Origin of the sequence: Micromonospora sp. C41 (assembly GCF_018070485.1) — a bacterium.
Classification (GTDB): Bacteria; Actinomycetota; Actinomycetes; order Mycobacteriales; family Micromonosporaceae; genus Micromonospora; species Micromonospora chalcea.
In genome coordinates, this window is sequence record NZ_JAGPXP010000014.1 from 82,050 (window position 1) to 102,536 (window position 20,487).

A 20,487-nucleotide genomic window follows, 5' to 3' on the forward strand; every position below is an offset into this window, starting at 1 on the left:
TGTCAGCGGCCGTGTCAGCGCCGTGTCAGGGCGGTGGCGGTACGGCCGCCCATGGTGGTCGCATGACGAGTTCAGCGATAGCGGTCTCCGGGCTGCGCAAGGCGTACAAGGACCGGGTGGTGCTCGACGGCATCGACCTGGACGTCCCCGCCGGCACGATCTTCTCCCTCCTCGGCCCGAACGGGGCCGGCAAGACGACTGCCATCAACATCCTGACCACGCTGATCCGCGCCGACGCCGGATCGGTGCGGGTCGCCGGGCACGACGTGGTCACCGAGGCCACGGCGGTACGCGCGGCGATCGGCGTGACCGGGCAGTTCGCGGCGGTGGACGAACTGCTCACCGGGCGGGAGAACCTGCAACTGATGGTCGACCTCGGGCCGCGCAACCGGGTGACCGGCAAGCGGGTCGTCGCCGAACTGCTGGAACGGTTCGACCTGGTCGAGGCCGCCGACAAGCTGGTGTCGACGTACTCCGGGGGCATGCGCCGCAAACTGGACCTCGCGATGACGCTGGTCGGCGAGCCGCGGATCATCTTCCTGGACGAGCCGACGACCGGGCTGGACCCGCGCAGCCGCCGGACCATGTGGTCGATCATCAGGGAGCTGGTCGCCGGCGGCGTGACAGTCTTCCTCACCACCCAGTACCTCGACGAGGCCGACCGCCTCGCCGACCGGATCGCGGTGCTCGACCAGGGCCGGCTGGTCGCCCAGGGCACGCCGGAGGAGCTGAAGCGCCGGATCCCCGGCACGCACGTGCGGTTGCGGTTCGGCATCGGCGCCGAACTCGACGCGGCGGCGCTGGCGCTGCCCGAGGCGGTACGCGACGAGGAGGCGCTGGCCCTGCGCGTGCCCACCGACGGCGGAACCGCCTCGCTGCGCGCCCTGCTCGACCGGCTCGACGCGCACGCGATCAGCGCCGACGACCTGTCCGTCCAGACCCCCGACCTCGACGACGTCTTCCTGGCCCTGACGGGCCGTACCCCGGAGGTGGCCGCCAAATGAGCCGCAACCATTCGGTCGTCATGCTGCGCCGCAACCTGACGCACCTGCGCCGCAACCCGACCTCGGTGTTCAACGCCGTGCTGATGCCGATCATCGTGATGCTGATGTTCGTGTACATGCTCGGCGACGCGTTCTCCGTCGGCGTCGACTACGTCGACTACGCGACGCCGGGCCTGATGCTGCTGGCGGTCTGCTACGGCCTCGGCGGCACCGCGACGTCGGTGAACTCCGACATGACGAAGGGCATCATCAACCGGTTCAAGGTCATGCACGTCTCTCGGGGCGCGGTGCTGACCGGCCACGTCGTCGCCACCGTGCTGACGAACGTCCTCGCGGTAGCGGCCCTGGTCGGGGTGGCGTTCCTGCTCGGCTTCCGCCCGGCCGCCGAGCCGCTGCACTGGCTCGGCGCGGCCGGCGTGGTGGTGCTGCTCAGCGTCGCGGTCAGCTGGTTCACCGTCGCGCTGGGCCTGTTCGCCAAGTCGCCGGAGTCGGCGGGCATGGCCTCCGTGCCGCTGGTCCTGCTGCCATTCTTCAGCAGCGCGATCGTGCCCGCCGACAAGATGGGGCCGGGCCTGCGGCAGTTCGCCGAGTACCAGCCGTTCACGCCGATCATCGAGACGCTGCGCGGCCTGCTCGAGGGCGCGCCGTCGGCCGGCGACGTGATCCCCGCGCTCGCCTGGTGCGCCGGCATCGCTGTGGTCGGCTACCTGTGGGCGCGGTCCACGTTCACGAAGCGAGCGTGACCTCGACCAGTCGCTCCCAGCCGGTCTCCCGGCCCTGCGCGACCGCCTCGGCGAACCCCGCGTCGCCGAGGCGGTCGCGCGCCGCCGCCTCGATCCGGGGCACGTCGGGGTGGGTGCGGTCGGGCTGGCCGCGTACCGCGGTGGCGGCGCCGAGCAGCCGCGCCGCCTGGTCCGGCCGGTCCAGCCGCACCGCCAGGTCCGCGACACCGACGAGCACCTGCGCGGTCAGCGGCGCGTAGCCCCCCTCGCGCGCCGCGCGGCACGCCGCCGCCCGATGGGTACGCGACAGCTCGACGTCCTCGGCCAGGTAACCCAGCAGATCCTGGGTGCCCGCCCGGACACTGGCCAGGTCCGCCTCGTCGCCGAGCAGCGCCGACACGGACCGCAGCTGCGCGTACGCCTCGTCCGCGTCACCGTCGTGGCGGGCCAGGTACGCCCGGACCAGCGCCAGTTCGGCCAGCGCCCCCGGCCAGGCGACCCCGGCGGCGAGCCGGTGCGCCTCGGCCAGCGCGTCGGCGCTCGCCGCCTCGTCGCCGCCCAGCCGGTACAGCCAGGACAGCCGTGCCCGCATCCGGATCACGTCCTCGACGGCGCCGACCTCGGTGACCGCCGTGACCGCCTGCTCGTAGTAGTCGCAGGCGGCGGCGACGTCACCGCGCACGGCGATCAGCTCGGCCAGCTCGCTGAGCGCGAATGAGATCCCGAAGCGTTCGCCCACCGCCCGGAACTCGGCGAGCGCCTGCCGCAGGCACGCCTCCGCCTGCGCCGCCTCCATGCCGAGGATGACCCGCAGCTTGCCCAGGTGCAGCCGGGCCAGCGCGCGTACCCACGGATCCTCGTGGTCGAGCAGCGACTCCCAGGCGGGCAGCAGCGCGTCCGGCTCCCGCAGCATCCGCTCCATCGGCACGACCAGGGCCAGCTCCGGGTGGCCGCCGCGACCCTCCCCGCTCAGCCGGTACGCCTTGTGGATCCACTCGGCCGCGTGCTGCGCGTCGCCCGGCCCGGAACTGAGGAACAGCACCACCAGTCCGTACACCACGGCCCGGGTGTCGTCGGGCACGTCGCCGGGCGCCTCGGTGGCCGCGATGATCAGCTCCATGCCCTCGGTGCGGTGTCCGCCGAGCCACCAGTACCAGCCGGCGCCGGCGGCGAGCCGCATCGCCTCGGGTCCCTCACCCGCGGCGAGCGCGCCACGCATCGCGGCGGTGATGTTGTCGTGTTCGGCGTCCAGCCGGGCGAGCCAGGTGAGCTGGTCGGCGCGGCGCAGCCGCGGCTCGGCGGTCTCGGCCAGCGCGGTGAAGTACGCCAGGTGCGCGCGGCGCGCGGTGTCCGCCTCCCCCGCCTCGGCGAGCCGCTGCGCGGCGTACTCCTTGATCGTGCCGAGCATCCGGTAGCGCGGCGCGACGTCGCCGGCGGCGACCAGCAGCGACTTCTCGGTCAGCGCGGTGAGCAGGTCGAGCACGTCGCCCGGCGCGACGGCACCGCCGGCGCAGACCCGCTCGGCCGCGTCCAGGCCCGCCCCGCCGGAGAACACCGACAGCCGGCGGAGCACCGCGCGTTCGGCGTCGCTGAGCAGTTCCCAGCTCCAGTCGACCATCGCGCGCAACGTCCGGTGCCGGGGCAGGGCGGTCCGGCTGCCGCCGGTGAGCAGCCGGAACCGGTCGTCGAGCCGGGTGGCGAGCTGGTCGACGGACATGGCGCGCAACCGTGCCGCGGCCAGCTCGATGGCCAGCGGCATGCCGTCGAGCGCGCGGCAGATCCGCGCCATGGTCGCCGACGTGTGGCCGTCGTACGCCAGGTCGCGGCGGACGGCGGCGGCCCGGTCCCGCAGCAGGCGCACGGCGGGCGACGACTCGACCTCGGTGGCAGTGGCGTCGCCGCGGGGCAGGCCCAGCGGCGCGACCGGCCACAACGCCTCCCCGGTGATGCCCAGCGGCTCCCGGCTGGTGGCCAGGATCTGCAGCCGCCGGCACTCGCCGAGCAGCCGGTACGCCAGCGTCGCCGCCGCCTCGACGACGTGTTCGCAGTTGTCCAGGATCAGCAGCATCTCCCGGTCCCGGATCGCCGCCACCAGCCGGTCGAGCGGTTCCGCGCTGCCCGCGTCGCCGAGCAGCGCGTCCCGCAGGCCGAGCCCGGAGATCGTCGCCTGCACCACGTCCCCGTCGGCGCTGACGGCCGCGAACTCCACCAGCCACACGCCGTCCGGCAGGTCGCCGGTCAACCGGCGCCCGGTCTCGGTGGCCAGCCTGGTCTTCCCGGAGCCGCCCGGGCCGGTGAGCGTGGTGAGCCGGTGCTCGGCCACCAGCGCACCGACCGCGGCGAGGTCGGCGTCCCGGCCGACGAAGCTGGTCAGCTCGGCGCGCAGGTTGGTCCGGCGGGTGTCCTCCCGGCGTACCGTCTCGCCGCGCAGCAGCGCGACGTGCAGCGCCGACAGTTCCGGTGACGGGTCGGCGCCCAAGGCGTCGGCGAGCGCGTCGGCGGTGCGCCGGTAGACGAGCAGCGCCTCGGTGTCCCGGCCGGCCGCGACGAGCGCGCGCATCAGCGCCATGGCGAGCCGCTCGCGCACCGGATGGGCGGCCACCAGGTCGGTCAGCTCCGGGATCAGGTCGGGCCCGGTCTCCGCGTCGTACCGGTCCTCGGTTGCGGTCAGGCGCAGCCGTTCCAGCCGGGTGGCCGCCGCGTCGAGCGCCGGGCTGTCGGGCAGGCCGATGTCGCGCAGCGCGTCGCCGCGCCACAGCCCGAGCGCCTCGCGCAGCAGCAGTACCCGCTGCGGCCCGTCGCCGTCGCGGGCCCGCAGCAGCAGGCGTTCGAACCGTACGGCGTCGACGGCATCGGGCTCGACGGCGAGCCGGTAGCCGTCGGGCAACCCGTCGACGACGCCCGCCGGCAGCGCCTTGCGCAGCCGGGAGACGAGGCGTTGCAGCGCGTTGGCGGCGTCGGCGGGCGGCTGCTCGCCCCAGATCCAGTCGACGAGCGTCGCCTTCGGGACCACCCGGCCGGGCTGGAGCGCGAGGGCGGCCAGCAGCCCGCGCAGCCGCGCGCCCGGCACGTCGGCCGGGACACCGGCGTCCGTGGTGACCTGGAACGGCCCGAGCAACCCGATCTGCACCCGGCCGATCCTGCCACGCCCGGCGATTCGATCCGGTCCGCCGGGCGCGGGGGTCAGGTGGCCAGGCGCAGGTGCCGGACCCGGCCCGGATCGCCGATCCGGGCCGGGACCACGCTCGCCGGTCAGCGGAAGGCCGCGTGACCGGTGAGCGTCTGCCCGATGATGAGCTGGTGCACCTCGGAGGTGCCCTCGTAGGTGAGCACCGACTCCAGGTTGTTCGCGTGCCGCAGCACCGGGTAGTCGAGCGTGATGCCGGCCGCGCCGAGGATCGTCCGGCACTCGCGGGCGATGGCGATGGCCTCCCGCACGCTGTTGAGCTTGCCCAGGCTGATCTGCCGGTGGTCCAGCGTGCCGGCGTCCTTCAGCGTGCCGATCTGCATCGCCAGCAGCATCCCCTTGCCCAGTTCCAGCGCCATGTCGGCGAGCTTGAGCTGGGTGGCCTGGTACGCGGCGAGCGGCTTGTCGAAGATCTGCCGGCTGCGGGCGTACGCGACAGTGGTCTGCAGGCAGTCGTGCGCGGCGCCGAGCGCGCCGAAGACGATGCCGAAGCGGGCCTCGTTGAGGCAGGTCAGCGGCCCCGACAGGCCGGCCGCGCCGGGCAGCATCGCGTCGGCGGGCAGCCGGACGTCGTCGAGGACCAGCTCTGAGGTCACCGACGCGCGCAGGGAGAGTTTGCGGGTGATCTCCGGCGCGGTGAACCCGGGCGTGCCGGCCGGTACGACGAAGCCGCGGATGCCCTCGTCGGTACGCGCCCACACCACGGCGACGTCCGCGACCGAACCGTTGGTGATCCACATCTTGGTGCCGTTGAGCACCCAGTCGCCGCCGTCGCGGCGGGCCCGGGTGAGCATGCCGGCCGGGTCCGAGCCGAAGTCCGGTTCGGTCAGCCCGAAGCAGCCGATCGCCTCGCCGGCGGCCATCCGGGGCAGCCACTCGCGCTTCTGCTCCTCGGAGCCGAACCGCCAGATCGCGTACATGGCCAGCGAGCCCTGCACCGAGACCAGGGACCGCAGGCCCGAGTCGCCCGCCTCCAGTTCGAAACAGGCCAGGCCGTACGCGACGGCCGAGGTGCCGGCGCAGCCGTAGCCCTCCAGGTGCATCCCGAGCACGCCGAGTTCACCGAGGTCCCGGGCCAGTTCCCGTACCGGCAGCCGGCCCGCCTCGTACCAGCCGGCGATCTCCGGCCGGATCCGCCGGTCCACGAAGCCGCGCACGGCGGCCTGGAGTTCCCGGGTGTCGTCGTCGACGAGCGTGTCCACACCGAAGTAGTCGAGGGCGGACGCGGGGACGGTCAGTGTCACGTACGGGTTCCTTCCAGGTGGGCGAGGACGCCGCGCGCCACGGCGACGGCCATCGCGTCGAGCGCGTCGGTGGTCATCGCCGCCATGTGCGGGGTGGCGAGGACGCGGGGGTGGTGCAGCATCGGGTCGTCGGCGGCGGGCGGTTCGGGCGCGAACACGTCGACCGCGTAGCCGCGCAGCCGGCCGGCGTCGAGCGCGGCGAGCACCGCAGCGCCGTCGACCACGCCGGCCCGCGCGGTGTTGACGAGCAGCGCGTGCGGCCGCATCCGGGCCAGCGCGGCGGCGCCGATCAGGCCGGTGGTCTGCGGCGTCTGGGGCACGTGCAGGCTGACCACGTCCGATTCGGCGAGCAGCCGGTCCAGGTCCACCAGGTGTACGCCGTCCGGCGGCTCGGTGACCGCCACGTCGTACCCGAGGACCGTCATGCCCATCCCGCGGGCGCGGGCGGCGACGCCCCGGCCGATCGCGCCGAGGCCGACGAGTCCCAGCGTGCGGCCGGTGAGCATGGTGCCGGTCAGTCCGGCGGCAACGACCGAGCCGGGCAGTGACCGGCCGGGCGGGAAGCCGCCGGCGGCAAGCGTGGTCACGGCGGGGGTGAGCTGCCGGGCGAGCGCGAGCGCGGCCAGCACGACGAACTCGGCCACCGACTCGGCGTTGGCGCCGGGCGTGCCGACGACGGGGACGCCGAGCCGTTGCGCGGCGGCCAGGTCGATGCCGTCCAGCCCGGCGCCGTGCCGGCCGACGACCTTGAGCCGGGGCGCGGCCTCCAGCATCGCGGCGGTCACCGGTGAGGAGCGCACCACGAGCGCGTCGGCGGTGGCGAGCGGCCCGGCGGCGAGCGCGGCGGGGTCGGTGAGGTGGGCGACGCGTACCTCACCGGCGGCGTGCAGCAGCCGCATCCCGGCCTCGGCGATGGGCTCGGTGAGCAGGATCTGAGGGGACATTGCCGTCCTTACCAGCCGGTGTAGCAGGTCACCGGCACGCTGTAGAAGTCGCGGGCGTAGCCGCCCTGCTCGCGGGGGCCGTGGTTGGACGCCCCGGTGCCGCCGAACGGCAGGTGCAGTTCGGTGCCGGCGGTGGGCAGGTTGACGGTGACGATGCCGGCGCGGGCGTCGCGCTTGAACCGTTCGGCAGCAGACAGGGAGGTGGTGACGATCCCGGCGGACAGCCCGTAGTCGGTGTCGTTGGCCAGCTCGATCGCCTCGTCGAGGTTCTCGGCGCGGATCACGCAGGACACCGGGCCGAAGATCTCCTCCCGGGCCACCCGCATGTCGTTGTGCGCGCCGACGAGCAGGGTGGGCCGCATGAACTGCCCGTCGTGCGTACCGCCGGCCGCCACCGCCGCGCCCTCGTCGCGTCCGATCCGGACGTAGTCGAGGTTCTGGTCGAGCTGGCCGGCGCTGACCACCGGGCCGAGCTGGCTGTCCGGGTCTAGCGGGTCGCCGACCCGCAGCGCCTGCGTCGCCTCGGCCAGCGCCGCGACGAACCGGTCGTGGATGCCGGCCGTCACGATCAGCCGGCTGGACGCGGTGCAGCGCTGGCCGGTGCTGAAGAAGCTGCCGTCCAGCGCGCAGCGCACCGCCACGTCCAGGTCGGCGTCGTCGCAGATTACGAGCGGGTTCTTGCCGCCCATCTCCAGCTGGAACCGCTTGTTGCCGTGGGCGATGCAGCGCTGGGCGACGTGCGCGCCGGTGCGGGTGCCGCCGGTGAACGAGATGCCCTGGAGTCCGTCGCTGGTGAGCAGTTCCTCCCCGACCACCGAGCCGGCGCCGACGACCAGGTTGAACACGCCGGGCGGGACACCGGCGTCGGCGATGATCCGGGCGAGCTCCCCGGCGCTGGCGGGTACCAGCTCGGCGGGTTTGAGCACGACGGTGTTGCCGTACGCGAGCGCCGGCGCGACCTTCCACGCCGGAATCGCCAGCGGGTAGTTCCACGGCGTGATGATCCCGACCGCGCCCAGTGGACGGCGGCGGACCTCGGCGTGCACGTTCGGGCGGGTGGAGGCGTAGACCTCACCGGTGGGCTGGAGCAGCTGGTGGGCGTAGTAGCGGAACGTCTGGCCGGCGCGGACGACCTCGCCGCGGGCCTCGACGAGCAGCTTGCCCTCCTCGCGGGCGAGCAGCGTGGCGAGGTCGTCGGCGCGGTCCAGGATGGTGGCGCCGATCCGGTCCAGCATCCGCATCCGGTCGCCGACGGGCAGCTTCGCCCATCCGGGACCGGCCCGGCGGGCCGCTTCGACCGCCGCGCGGGCGGTGTCCCGGTCGGCGACCGCGTACTCGCTGACGACCTCGCCGGGGCGGGCCGGGTTGAGGTTCGGCCGGCGTTCGCCGTCGACCCACTCGCCGTCGACCAGGTTGCGGTGGTACGGAACGGACACGTCTACCGCCCCGCGCCGGCGGCGGCGAGCGGCTCGCCCCGCGGGTCGGTGTTCTCCGGGAAGTGGCAGGCGACCTGGTGCCCGGCGCCGGTGAGCTTCGGCGTCTCGGTCGCGCAGATGTCCTGCGCCTTCCAGCAGCGGGTCCGGAAGCGGCAGCCGGACGGCGGGTTCAGCGGGCTGGGCACGTCACCGCTGAGGATCACCCGCCGGCGCTCGGTCTCGACCAGGGGGTCGGGGATCGGCACCGCCGAGAGCAGGGCCTGGGTGTACGGGTGGCGCGGCCGGTCGTACATGTCCTCGCACTCCCCCACCTCGACGACCGAGCCGAGGTACATCACCGCGATGCGGTCGCAGAGGTGCCGGACGACGGCCAGGTCGTGGGCGATGAACATCATGGTCAGGCCCAGTTCCTCCTGGAGTTCCTCCAGGAGGTTGACGATCTGCGCCTGCACCGAGACGTCGAGCGCGGAGACCGGCTCGTCGGCGACGATGAACTGCGGGTTGCTGACCAGGGCGCGCGCGATGCCCACGCGCTGGCGCTGGCCACCGGAGAACTCGTGCGGGTACCTGTCGTGCCACTTCTCGCTGAGCCCGACCATCTGCATGGTCTGCAGCGCCTTGGCCCGCCGCCCGGCCGCCGGCAGGTCGGAGTGCACGAGCAGCGGCTCCTCGATCAGCTCGCCGACGGTCATCCGGGGGTTCAGCGAGGCGAACGGGTCCTGGAAGATCATCTGCATCTGCCGGCGCATGGCCCGCATCCGCCGCCGGTCCAGCGTGGTCAGTTCGGTGCCGTCGAACGTGACGGTGCCCTGGCTGGGCTTGAGCAGCTGGAGAATGGCGCGGCCGGTGGTGGACTTGCCGCAGCCGGATTCACCGACCACGCCGATGATCTCGCCGCGCCGGACGTCGAGGTCCACGCCGGAGACCGCGCGCAGCCGGGCCGGCAGCATCGAGCCGCGTACCGGCACCTTGAAGTCGACGGCCAGGTCACGCACGCGCAGCAGCGGGTCGGGGGCGGTGTCGGGGGCAGGGGTCGTCATCAGCGCACCTCCGCGCTCTGGTCGGCGAAGCGGTCCTCGGTGGTCAGCCAGCCGCCCTGGTCCGCCGGGCGCATGCCCCAGCAGCGGGTGAGCTGGTCGCGGGCCGGGACGGTGGTCAGGCCGGGCGCCTGGTCCTGGCAGACGTCGCGGGCGTGGACACAGCGCGGCGCGAAGCGGCAGCCGGGTGGGATCTCCGACAGCTCCGGCGGGCGGCCGGCGATCGGGCGCAGCTTGCCGCCGCGGGCCTGGTCGAGGCGGGGCACCGAGCCGAGCAGACCCCAGGTGTACGGCATCTGCGGCTGGTGGAACAGGTCGACGGTCCCGGCGCGCTCGACGATCTGGCCGGCGTACATGACGTTGACGCGTTCGGCCATGCCGGCGACCACGCCGAGGTCGTGCGTGATGAACAGGACCGCGGTGCGCGTCTCCAGGGCCAGTTCCCGCAGCAGGTCCAGCACCTGCGCCTGGATGGTGACGTCGAGCGCGGTGGTGATCTCGTCGGCGAGGATCAGCCGCGGCCGGCAGGAGAGCGCCATGGCGATCATGACGCGCTGGCGCATGCCGCCGGAGAGCTGGTGCGGGTACGAGCTGAGCCGGGTCTCCGCCGCCGGGATCCGCACCATGTCCAGCAGCTCGACCGCCCGCTTGCGCGCGGCCCGGCGGCTCATCCCGAGGTGCAGTTCCAGCGCCTCGGTCATCTGCCGGCCCACGGTCAGCACCGGGTTCAGCGAGGTCATCGGATCCTGGAAGATCATCGAGATGCCCTTGCCGCGCACCGCGCGCAGGTCCCGTGCGGACAGTTTCAGCAGGTCCCGCCCCTCGAAGAGCACCTGGCCACCGGTCACCTGGCCGGCCGGCGGCACGATCAGCCCCATGATGGACTGAGCGGTCGCCGACTTTCCGCAGCCGGACTCGCCGACGAGGGCGACCATCTCCCCTGCGTCGACAGTGAACGACACCCCGTCCACCGCCGTCACCGAGCCCCGCGCGCCGCGGAATTCGGTGCGCAGGTCCCGGACCTCCAACAAGGCCATCGATCCCCCTGAGTTAGACTCCCGAACGCCACCATTCGTCATCCGGGAGTGTTGCACAGACGATGTTCGTCGTCTAGGCTCCCGGCAGCGACGAATTCCGTCACTAAGAGTTGGAGCGAGATGGCATCCAAGAGCTCGATCGAGAAAGATCGCAGCATCATCCGGGAGCTCGTTCAGGATCCACGGCAGACGAACGTCGCGCTGGCGGCGAAGGTCGGCCTCTCCGAGGGATCCGTACGACGCCGGGTGGAACGGCTTGTCACCGAGGGTCAGCTGCAGTTCGCCGCGATTCCCAGCGCCGCCTTCATGGGGCGGCCGGTGCACACGCTGTTCGAGATCCAGAGCGCTCCGGGTGCCACAGAAAGGCTCATCGACAAGCTCGCCGGGATGCCGGAGATCGCGTACGTCTACCACGTGACCGGCCAGTTCGACATCATCGCCGTCGGCTACTTCGCCTCCAGCAACGCCATGCGGCGGTTCTGGACGGAGCGGCTGGGCAACCTCGACGGGGTGATGGAGAGCCGGTCGGTGATGGTGCTACGGGTCGCCAAGCGCGCGCACGAATGGGCGCGCGACATCGCCGTCACGGGGGACGAGGAAGCCGGCTGGGACGCGGAAGCCGACCCCGGCACACCCGGCGCTGACACCTGACCGACCGGAGAAACCCGCAATGCTGCGCATCACGTTGACCCGTCTCTTATCGGTTATTCCAGTCCTTTTCGGGATCTCGGTGATCTCATTCCTGGTCATCCGCATGATCCCCGGCGACGTGATCAGCTCGATCATGGGTCAGGACTTCGGCGACCCCGCGATCGAGGCGGAGATGCGCCGCTACTTCGGGCTCGACATGCCCGTGTACGAGCAGTTCCTGAGGTGGCTCGGCGCCCTGGTCCAGGGCGACTTCGGCACCTCGATGCGCACCGGCCAGCCGGTGCTCGAAGAGATCATGCAGCGCCTTCCGTCCACGCTGCTGCTGGCCGTGTCGGCGCTGCTGGTCTCGATCCTCATCTCCATCCCGCTCGGCGTGCTCAGCGCCACCAAGCGCAACGGACTGCTGGACGCCACCACCCGGGTCGGCTCGCTGGTCGGGCTGTCGCTGCCGAACTTCTGGCTCGGCATCCTGCTGGTGTACGTCTTCTCGGTGTCGCTGGGCTGGCTGCCGTCCCAGGGCGCGGGTGAGGGTGAGGGCTTCTGGGGCACCCTGAAGCACCTCATCCTCCCCGCCGTGACGCTCGGCTCCAGCCTCGCCGCGATCAGCATGCGGATGACCCGCTCCAGCATGCTGGAGGTGCTCAACCAGGACTACGTACGCACCGCCCGGTCCAAGGGCCTCGGCGAGCGCGTGGTCATGACCCGGCACGCGCTGCGCAACTCGCTGATCCCGGTCGTGACGGTGCTGGGCATCCAGGCCGGCGCGCTGCTGGGCGGCACGGTCATCGTCGAGCAGGTGTTCGCCTGGCCGGGCCTGGGGACGATGGTCATCCGCGGCATCTCCCAGCGCGACTACCCGGTCGTCCAGGGCACCCTGCTCTTCCTGGCCTTCTTCTACGTCGTCGTCAACTTCCTCGTAGACCTCATCTACACCTACCTGGATCCGAGGTTGCGCAGTGGTCACTGACACCGCCCCCGACCGCCGCCCCGCCGAGGCGGCGTCCACTCGCCGGACCCCCCGCAGCCTGGAGTTGCTACGCCTGATCTGGCGCGACCGGGTGGGCGCCATCGGCCTGGTCATCGTGGTGCTGATGGTCGGCGCGGCGGCGCTGGCCCCGCTCATCGCCCCGTACGACCCGACCGCCATGTCCAACCAGCGGCTCGCCGCGCCCGGCGGCGACTTCCTGCTCGGCGCCGACGAGGCCGGCCGCGACCTGCTCAGCCGCGCCCTGTACGGCGCACGCACCTCGCTGACGGTCAGCCTGATCGTGGTGACCTGCGCGGGCGCGATCGGCGTCCTGCTCGGACTGCTCGCCGGCTTCTACCGGGGCTTCCTCGACGCGATCATCACCCCGGCCACCGACATCATGTTCGCCTTCCCCACGCTGCTGCTCGCGCTGGCGGTCGTCGCCGCCCGGGGCCCCGGCACCGAGAACCTGATCCTGGCCCTGATCCTCGTGTTCATCCCGAGCTTCGCCCGGGTCGTACGCGGCACGGCGATGTCGGTGCGCCGCGAGCCGTACGTGGAGTCCGGCCAGGCGGTCGGGCTCACCAACGCCCGGCTGATCTTCAAGTACATCCTGCCCAACTCGGTCGCCCCGATCGCGGTGCAGTTCACCACGAGCCTGGCCACCGCCATCCTGGTCGAGGCGTCCCTGGGCTACCTCGGGCTCGGCGTGCAGCCGCCCCAGCCGTCCTGGGGGTCGATGCTCTCCAGCGGCAAGGCGTTCATGGAGATGTCGATCTGGCCGTCGGTCGTCCCCGGCGTCTGCATCATGATCGCGGTGCTGGGCTTCAACCTGCTGGGCGACACCCTCCGCGACGTGCTCGACCCGCGACTGCGCGGCCGTTCCAGCCGCTGACCCCTCGCACCCCCGGCAAGGAGCAACGTGGAAACCATCGACGAACACCTGGTTCGTCAACTGTCGGAATGGTCGGCGGGCGCCGGGGCGCCCGCCGACCCGTCGCCGGACGTCGAGATCGACGCCGGCCTGCTGCTCGACTACTTCGACGCCCAGATCCAGAGCCGCCACCTCGACCTCGCGTTGCGCTGGCTGCAGTCGAAACGGGAGGGTTTCTACACGATCGGATCCAGCGGCCACGAGAGCAACGCCGCCGTCGCGCTGGCGCTGCGACCGACCGATCCGGCGCTGCTGCACTACCGGTCCGGCGGCTTCTACGCCGCCCGGGCCGGGCAGGTCCCCGGCTCCACCCCGATCACCGACGTGCTGCACTCCGCCGCCGCGTCCCGGCGGGACCCGATCTCCGGCGGCCGGCACAAGGTGTTCGGGCACCGGACGCTGAACGTCATCCCGCAGACCTCGACGATCGCCTCGCACCTGCCCCGCGCGATGGGCATGGCGTTCGCGCTGGAGCGGGGCGTCGGCGACACCGGTTACCCGGCCGACGCGGTGGTGGTGTGCAGCTTCGGCGACGCCTCGGCCAACCACTCCACCGCGGCGGGCGCGCTGAACGCCGTCGGGTGGGCCGCCCACCAGGGGCTCGGGATGCCGGTGCTGTTCGTCTGCGAGGACAATGGCATCGGCATCAGCACCCGGTCCCCGCACGGCTGGGTGGACCGGATGCTGTCCGCGCTACCAGCCCTGGACTACACCGCCGTCGACGGCGCCGATCCCGCGCGGCTGCTCGCCGTCGCGGGCGAGGTGGCCGATCGGGTACGCGCCGGACGCCGCCCTGCCGTGCTGCACCTGCGCACGGTCCGGTTCATGGGCCACGCCGGTTCCGACGCCGAGCTGGCGTACCGGTCCCGGTCGGAGATCCTCGCGGACTACGCCCGCGATCCGCTGCTGGCCACGGCGGCGGTGCTGGCCCGGCGCGGCATCCTCGCCCCGGCCGAGAGCCTGGCCCGCTACGAGCAGGCCCGCAAGCTGGTCATGGACCAGGCCGAGGCGATGCTCGGGCGGGTCGAGCGGCTGCCCGACGCGGCTGCGGTGACCGCTCCGCTGACCGAACGCCGGACCGACCGGGTCGGCGCGGCCGCCGGACGGGCCGGCGACGGACGGGACAAGGTGTTCGGCGGCAGGCTCCCCGAGTCGCGCGGACCGCTCACGCTCGCCCAGTCGGTCAACGCCGCGCTGCACGACGCGCTGCTCACCTGGCCGCAGGCGCAGGTCTTCGGCGAGGACGTGGCCCGCAAGGGCGGCGTCTACGGCGCCACCCGCGGGCTGCGCAAGGCGTTCGGCGCGAACCGCGTGTTCGACACGCTGCTGGACGAGCAGACCATCCTCGGGGTGGCGCTCGGCGGCGCGCTGGCCGGCACGCTGCCGATCCCGGAGATCCAGTACCTCGCCTACCTGCACAACGCCGAGGACCAGCTGCGCGGCGAGGCCGCCTCGCTGCGGTTCTTCTCCGACGGGCAGTACGGCAACGGCATGGTGGTCCGGATCGCCGGGCTGGCGTACCAGAAGGGGTTCGGCGGGCACTTCCACAACGACAACTCGGTGGCGGTGCTGCGGGACATCCCCGGCCTGGCGCTGGCCGTCGCCTCCCACCCGGCCACCGCGCCGGCGCTGCTGCGGCAGTGCCTCGCGCTGGCCGAGCAGGAGCAGCGGGTCTGCGTGTTCCTGGAGCCGATCGCGCTCTACCACACCCGTGACCTGCACAGCGACGGCGACGGCGGCTGGCTGGCCCGGTACGCCCCGCCGGACGAGTGGGCGGCCACCGAGGCGCCGCTCGGACAGGTCCGGACCGTACGCGACGGCGACGACCTGGCGCTCGTCACGTTCGGCAACGGCGTGCCGATGAGCCTGCGGGTGGCCGAGACGCTGGCCGCCGAGCGGGGCGCCGGCACCCGCGTCGTGGACCTGCAGTGGCTCGCGCCGCTGCCGGCCGCGAGTATGCTCGCCGCGCTCGACGGCGTACCCCGGGTGCTGGTGGTGGACGAGACCCGCGCCGGCGGCGGCGTCTCCGAGGCGGTGGTGGCCGCCCTGGTTGACGCCGGTTACCCGGGGCGGATCTCCCGCGTCAACAGCGTCGACAGCTACGTCCCGCTGGGCCCGGCGGCCGACCACGTCCTGCTCGGTGAGCACGACGTGCTGACTGCGGCCCGCGCGCTGCTCGACTGACGTACGGCACGACGAAGGCGGCCCACCGGATCGATCCGGTGGGCCGCCTCTCGTTCGGCCGCTCAGTACCCCAGGTCGGGCTGCCGCTTCAGGCCGGCCAGCTGCTCGCCGGCCAGGTAACGCTCCAGGTTGACGCAGAAGTCGGCGTAGAGCCGCTGGAGGTTGCCGGTGCCGCGGAACGACGTGTGCGGGGTGATGGTGGTGTTCGGCAGGTCCCACAGCCGGTGGTCGGCCGGCAGCGGCTCCTCCTCGAACACGTCCAGCACCGCGCCGGCGATCCGGCCGGACCGCATCGCGTCGACCAGGGCGTCCTCCACCACGAGAGCGCCCCGCCCGACGTTCACCAGCACCGCCGACTCCTTCATCGCCGCGAAGTGCTCGGCGTCGAAGAAGTAGCGGTTCTCGGTGGTCAGCGGCATGGCCAGGACCACCGAGTCGGCCTCCGGCAGCACGGCCATGTGCTCGGCGTACGGGATCACCCGGTCGAAGCCCTCGGCCGGAGTGCCGGAGCGGTTCACCCCGATCACGTCGACGCCGAGCGCGCGGGCCCGCCAGGCCACCTCGCCGCCGATGCCGCCGGTGCCGAAGACGAGCATCGTGCTGCCGATGAAGTCCCGGCCGGTGATCCGCACCCACTCCCGGCGCTCCTGCGCCTCCCGGTGCTCCGGGAACGCGCGGAAGCGCATCAGCACCGCGCCGATGGCGTACTCGGCGATCGGCACGTTGTAGGAGTTGGGCGACCGGGTGTAGAGCAGCCCCTCGGCGAGGCGGCGCTGCATCAGCTCGCCGCCCACCCAGTCGAACCCGGCCGCGGTGATCTGCACCCACCGCAGCCGGTCGCACTTGGCCAGCAGCTCGTCGAAGGTGTCCTCGTTCATCGCGCTGCGCAGGATCACCTCGGCGTCGAGCCACTCGTCGCGTACCGGCTCACCGTCCGGTACCGGGCTGAACCGGCACTGCGGGAACCGCTCCCGCAGCTGCGGGAGCAGGTCCGACAGGTTGGGCGTGAGCAGGATGTGCGGTCCCGCGACGGCGCCGGTCACGAGGACTCCTGCGCACGCTTCCGGTTGTTGTACGTCACGCCGCCCTTGGCCCAGTTGTCGTACGACACCTCGTAGAGCAGGACGTGGGTGTTCTCGCGCGGCGAGCCGTACTTGACCAGCACGTCGGTCAGGTCGGCGATCATCGCTTCCTTGGTGGCCTGGTCCCGCTTGCCGATCTCGGCACGGATGATTGCCATCTCAGTTCTCCTTGCTCGTGGTCGCGAAGTCCGGGTTGCGCTCGTACTCGGCCTTGACTGCGAGGTACGCGAAGGCGTGCGTGACGCGGGTCTTCAGCACCCCGTCGAACACCTCACGCGCCTTGTCGACGTCACCGTTGTAGTAGTGCCAGTTACCGAGGCCGTACCCCTGGGTGACGGTCTTGAGGCTGTTGCCGTCGCACATCGCCCACAGCTCGTCCGGGCCGATCTCGCCGGTGTAGAGCTTCATCCGGCCCTCGTAGCCGACCAGGTGCGGCTCGTCGACCAGGTCGACAGTGCGGAACCGGTCGAGCACCTCCTCGGCCTCGGCGGTCCGGCCGAGGCGCCGCAGCGCCATGTACTGCCAGTCCTGCGACGCGACCAGGCCCTCCTGGTGCCGGGACGCCTTCTCCGACTCGGCGAAGCTGGGCAGGCAGCCCTCCAGGTCACCGGCGAGGTACTGGGCGACGCCCAGGTGGTACCAGACGGAGGCGTGCAGCGTGGTGTTGTAGCGGCCGAGGATCTCCGGGTTCGCGGCGGCGTCGGTGTCGCTGAGGTGCTGCGGGCGCACGTCCTCGGGCCGGCCGAGGATCAGGCTGACGACGTCCTTCTCCACCTCCGGCTGGTACATCTCGTACTCGTCCTCGACGCCGGCGAGCTGGTCGGCGGCGGCGCGCAGGTCCGCGATCGCGCCGGCGTAGTCACTGATGGAGATCCGCCGGTGGCCGCGGAAACGCAGCAGGCGCGGGCTGTCCGGTTCCAGTTCGAGTGCCTCGGTGAGCAGCGCCACGGACTCCTCGTGCTTGCCGAGGTAGCCCTTCAGCCGGGCGGCGATGACGTAGCGATGGGTCAGGGGTACGGCCGTCATGGATTGCCTTTCGTCGCGGTGCGGCGGAGGGGACGCCGTGGGCCGGCGTCCCCTCCGCGACTCGTCAGCGGTCGAGCCAGAGGTGCCGGTAGAAGCGGTAGGTCGGCGTGGGGTCACCCCGGTAACCCATGACGTCCTTCTGCACGACGTCGAAGTCGGCGTTCAGGAAGGTCATGGCCACCGGGCCCCGCTCGGCCAGGATCTTCTCGGCCTGCTGGTAGAGCTGGGCGCGCTTGTCCTTGTCCAGCTCGGAGCGGGCCTTGACGATCAGGTCCTCGTACTCCGGGTCGGACCAGTTGCCGTAGTTCAGGCCGCCGCCCTTGAGGAAGCTGGCGGTGAACCGCTCGTCCGGGTCGTAGGTCAGGCCGAAGCCGGACTGGTACATGTCGAAGTCGCCGGACTTCGTCTTGGTGTCGGCGATGGTGGACTCCACCGACTCCAGCGTCACCTTGATGCCGATCTTGGCGAGCTGCTGCTGCTCCACCTCCGCCGAGCGCACCTGGAACGCCGAGGTGGCGATCACCATGAGCTTGGCGTCGAAGCCGTTCGGGTAACCCGCCTCGGCCAGCAGCGCCTTGGCCTTCTCGATGTCGGGCTTGCCGTACACCGGCTCCTTCAGCGCGCCGAAGCGGTCCGGCGGCAGGTAGCCGGCGTTGAGCGCGGTGCCGAAGCCGGAGTTGGCGACGTTCAGGATCTCCTGCCGATCCAGCGCCAGGTAGATGGCCTGCCGGACCTTGACGTTGTCGTACGGCGCCTTCGAGGTGTTCAGCCGCAGGTGCAGCGACAGCGAGCCGGAGCCGCCGTACCACTTGAGCTTCTCGTCGCGCTTGAGCGCGTCGATGAACTCGGGCGCGGGCCGCCACAGGAAGTCGACGGTGCCGCTGCGCACGGCGGCGGCGCGGGCGTTGTCGTCCGGGTTGAACGTGAAGTCCAGCCCGTCCAGGTACGGAACCCCGGACTCCCAGTACTTGTCGTGCTTGTCCAGCTTGATGGCCTGGCCGGTGGTCCGGGCCGCGAGCTTGAACGGCCCGCTGCCGCCGTCGACGCTGCCGTTGAGGTCGCCCTGCTTCTCGACCACGGTCCGGTCGACGATCGACGACGCGGCGGTGGACAGCAGGGTCAGGATGGCGGCGTTGGGCTTGGCCAGCTTCATCACGACGGTACGCTCGTCGGGCGCCTCGACCGAGGTGATGCCCTCGTAGCTGCGGGCGCGCGGCGCCCGGGTGGCCGGGTCCTTGATCCGCTCGATCGAGTACTTCACGTCGGCGGCGGTCACCTTGCGGCCGCTGTGGAAGTACGCGTTGTCGCGCAGCTTGAACGTCACGGTCTGGCCGTCCGCGCTCAGCTCCCACGACTCGGCGATCGCCGGCTTGATCTCGCCCCGGTACGACTGCACGAGCGACTCGTAGATCTGCTCGTTGATGACGAAGGCCGAGGTCTCCGACATCCGGTGCGGGTCGAGTTCGTTGGCGTCCAGCCGGATCATGATCCGCAGGCGGCCACCGGACTTCGGCGTGCCGGCGGCCTGCGTCTCGTCCTCGAGCTTGACGTTGCTGGTGAGGCCGTCGCTGGCGTTGCCACCGGACTTGCCCGACGGCGGCTCGCCGCCTCCGCAGCCGGCCGCGAGCGTCGTCACGACGCCCACCGCCAGCGCTCTCATCAGAATTCGGGTACGCATCAGTCTCCTTGGCAGTGTCACGATTAGCGCTTCATCGCGCGGCCGGCTTCCATGCCTCCCCATAGACCCGAAGCCAGTTGCCGCCGAGGATCTTGATCACGTCCTCCGGCGAGAATCCGCCGGCCAGAAGCGCCTCGGTGATGTTGGGGAAGTCCGCGGCGTCGTCCATGCCGATCGCCCGGCGCTCCTCCCATCCGAAGTCACCGAGCAGGTTCTGGTGCTCCTTCGAGTTCGCCTGCGCGATGCTCTTGAGCTGCGCGATCCGCATCTCCTCGGTCCACGTCTCGTCGTAGTCGGTGGCGACGGCGACGTGGTCGACGCCGGCCACCTCCACCACTCGGCAGACGTGCTCCACGAAGCGGGTCAGGTCCGGACGACGGGACGGGTCCTCCGGGTGGTACAGGAACCCCGACAGGGTGGTGATGCCCATGACGCCGCCCTGCTCGGCGAGGCGCCGCAGGTATCCGTCCGACTTGGCGCGGATGTGCGGCGACAGCGCGTCGCAGAAGGCGTGCGTGACGACGACCGGCTTGTCCGAGGCGTCCATCGCGTCCAGGCCGGTGCGCTCGCCGCTGTGCGAGACGTCGACCAGCACGCCCAGCTCGTTCATCGCCTTGACGAAGGCACGGCCCCGGTGCGTCAGCCCCGAGTCGGTGTCCTCGCCGCAGCCCGCGCCGAGCAGGTTCTGCCGCTGGTAGGTCAGCTGAAGGATGCGGACGCCCAGGTCGTGGAACGTGCCGAGCAGGTCGAGGTCACCCCCGATCATCTCGGTGTCCTGCGGGCCGAGGATGACGGCCTCCTTGCCCTCGGCCTTGGCCCGGTGGATGTCGTCCACGGTCAGGGCGAGCAGCACCTCGTCCGGGTGTGCGTCGATCCACCTGCGGCAGCGGTTGACCTCGCGCAGGGCGGTGACGGTGTCCGCGTACGGCCGGGTGACCGTGTGGTTGACCGCGGTGACGCCTCCTCGCCGGATCCGGTCGAGGTGGGCGTCGCTCAGCTCGATGACCGTGCTTCCGTCCACCACTGTTGCGGCGGCGTGCAGGTCGGCGGCGGAACGAACGGGTTGGGCGGTGGCGGCAGTCTTCACGTCATCTCCAGATCATCGGAAGATGCCGAGACTCTACGAGCCACGCCAGTTGTTGTCCATGAAATCTCAGCAACTCGTCGGTAGACAGCTTTGAAGCGACGAATTTCGTCGTTATAGCTCTAGCAAACCGATCGAGGGTGCCCGTCCGGCGCGAATCCGCCATAGCGCGAGAAGACCCTTATGGAAGACAAATGCGGCATGGTGCACAGTGGACCGGCGCGGGTCACACCGGACACGACAAGCGCCCGGCCGGAGCCGGGCGCTTCG

The 20,487-nt window shown here is 71.9% G+C and carries 17 protein-coding genes; 6 read left to right on the plus strand and 11 right to left on the minus strand.

Annotated elements, in window-relative coordinates:
* Window positions 1-62: 62 nt before the first annotated feature.
* Both KBX43_RS17075 and KBX43_RS17080 read left to right on the plus strand, forming a co-directional pair.
* On the plus strand, window positions 63-1,004 hold the full coding sequence (locus KBX43_RS17075; RefSeq protein WP_210885454.1) for an ATP-binding cassette domain-containing protein: 942 nt from the start codon (window positions 63-65) through the stop codon (window positions 1,002-1,004).
* Window positions 1,001-1,747 carry an ABC transporter permease gene (locus tag KBX43_RS17080; RefSeq protein ID WP_043325184.1) on the plus strand — a complete coding sequence of 249 codons (747 nt, stop codon included), beginning with the start codon at window positions 1,001-1,003 and terminating at the stop codon, window positions 1,745-1,747. The genes KBX43_RS17075 and KBX43_RS17080 overlap by 4 nt, the downstream gene beginning before the upstream one ends.
* On the opposite strand, the gene KBX43_RS17085 is transcribed toward KBX43_RS17080, so the two are convergent.
* The 6 genes from KBX43_RS17085 to KBX43_RS17110 all read right to left on the minus strand — a co-directional run bounded on the left by KBX43_RS17085 (window position 1,731) and on the right by KBX43_RS17110 (window position 10,611).
* Window positions 1,731-4,856: a BTAD domain-containing putative transcriptional regulator gene (locus KBX43_RS17085; protein ID WP_210885458.1), complete on the minus strand. Its 3,126-nt coding sequence runs from the start codon at window positions 4,854-4,856 to the stop codon at window positions 1,731-1,733. The two genes, KBX43_RS17080 and KBX43_RS17085, sit on opposite strands and share 17 nt — an antisense overlap.
* Before the next feature lie 122 nt (window positions 4,857-4,978).
* On the minus strand, window positions 4,979-6,115 hold the full coding sequence (locus KBX43_RS17090; protein ID WP_374226011.1) for an acyl-CoA dehydrogenase family protein: 1,137 nt from the start codon (window positions 6,113-6,115) through the stop codon (window positions 4,979-4,981).
* Between the two features lie 38 nt (window positions 6,116-6,153).
* Window positions 6,154-7,101: a hydroxyacid dehydrogenase gene (locus KBX43_RS17095; protein WP_064447416.1), complete on the minus strand. Its 948-nt coding sequence runs from the start codon at window positions 7,099-7,101 to the stop codon at window positions 6,154-6,156.
* 8 nt (window positions 7,102-7,109) lie between these two features.
* Window positions 7,110-8,537 (minus strand): aldehyde dehydrogenase family protein, encoded by a 1,428-nt coding sequence (locus KBX43_RS17100; protein ID WP_210885469.1) that lies wholly within the window; start codon window positions 8,535-8,537, stop codon window positions 7,110-7,112.
* 2 nt (window positions 8,538-8,539) lie between these two features.
* Window positions 8,540-9,577 (minus strand): ABC transporter ATP-binding protein, encoded by a 1,038-nt coding sequence (locus KBX43_RS17105; protein WP_043325187.1) that lies wholly within the window; start codon window positions 9,575-9,577, stop codon window positions 8,540-8,542.
* Entirely contained in the window at window positions 9,577-10,611 is a 1,035-nt protein-coding gene (locus KBX43_RS17110; protein ID WP_199744090.1) for an ABC transporter ATP-binding protein, read from the minus strand. The genes KBX43_RS17105 and KBX43_RS17110 overlap by 1 nt, the downstream gene beginning before the upstream one ends.
* 120 nt (window positions 10,612-10,731) lie before the next feature.
* On the opposite strand from KBX43_RS17110, the gene KBX43_RS17115 reads away from it, so the two are divergent.
* Genes KBX43_RS17115 through KBX43_RS17130 form a run of 4 tightly spaced genes read left to right on the plus strand, consistent with a single transcriptional unit; the run spans window position 10,732 to window position 15,347 of the window.
* A complete protein-coding gene (locus tag KBX43_RS17115) occupies window positions 10,732-11,262 on the plus strand; it encodes an Lrp/AsnC family transcriptional regulator (protein WP_030499629.1) in 531 nt (176 codons plus the stop codon).
* Window positions 11,263-11,281: 19 nt separating this feature from the next.
* Window positions 11,282-12,229, plus strand: coding sequence for a nickel ABC transporter permease (gene nikB / locus KBX43_RS17120; RefSeq protein WP_030499628.1), 948 nt, complete (start codon window positions 11,282-11,284; stop codon window positions 12,227-12,229).
* Complete coding sequence (locus KBX43_RS17125) at window positions 12,219-13,124, plus strand: ABC transporter permease (protein WP_274477921.1); 906 nt, start codon at window positions 12,219-12,221, stop codon at window positions 13,122-13,124. Before nikB ends, KBX43_RS17125 begins: the two co-directional genes overlap by 11 nt.
* 36 nt (window positions 13,125-13,160) lie before the next feature.
* Window positions 13,161-15,347: a thiamine pyrophosphate-dependent enzyme gene (locus tag KBX43_RS17130; RefSeq protein ID WP_374226012.1), complete on the plus strand. Its 2,187-nt coding sequence runs from the start codon at window positions 13,161-13,163 to the stop codon at window positions 15,345-15,347.
* A 62-nt stretch (window positions 15,348-15,409) separates the two neighbouring features.
* On the opposite strand, the gene KBX43_RS32100 is transcribed toward KBX43_RS17130, so the two are convergent.
* The 5 genes from KBX43_RS32100 to KBX43_RS17155 all read right to left on the minus strand — a co-directional run bounded on the left by KBX43_RS32100 (window position 15,410) and on the right by KBX43_RS17155 (window position 20,220).
* Complete coding sequence (locus KBX43_RS32100) at window positions 15,410-16,390, minus strand: D-2-hydroxyacid dehydrogenase (protein ID WP_210885481.1); 981 nt, start codon at window positions 16,388-16,390, stop codon at window positions 15,410-15,412.
* Window positions 16,387-16,587: a tautomerase family protein gene (locus tag KBX43_RS17140; protein WP_018786431.1), complete on the minus strand. Its 201-nt coding sequence runs from the start codon at window positions 16,585-16,587 to the stop codon at window positions 16,387-16,389. The genes KBX43_RS32100 and KBX43_RS17140 overlap by 4 nt, the downstream gene beginning before the upstream one ends.
* Before the next feature lies 1 nt (window position 16,588).
* Window positions 16,589-17,455, minus strand: coding sequence for a tetratricopeptide repeat protein (locus KBX43_RS17145; protein WP_043325191.1), 867 nt, complete (start codon window positions 17,453-17,455; stop codon window positions 16,589-16,591).
* A gap of 64 nt (window positions 17,456-17,519) precedes the next feature.
* Window positions 17,520-19,133, minus strand: coding sequence for an ABC transporter substrate-binding protein (locus KBX43_RS17150; protein ID WP_158559980.1), 1,614 nt, complete (start codon window positions 19,131-19,133; stop codon window positions 17,520-17,522).
* Window positions 19,134-19,164: 31 nt separating this feature from the next.
* On the minus strand, window positions 19,165-20,220 hold the full coding sequence (locus KBX43_RS17155) for a dipeptidase (protein WP_043325193.1): 1,056 nt from the start codon (window positions 20,218-20,220) through the stop codon (window positions 19,165-19,167).
* Between the last annotated feature and the right edge of the window lie 267 nt (window positions 20,221-20,487).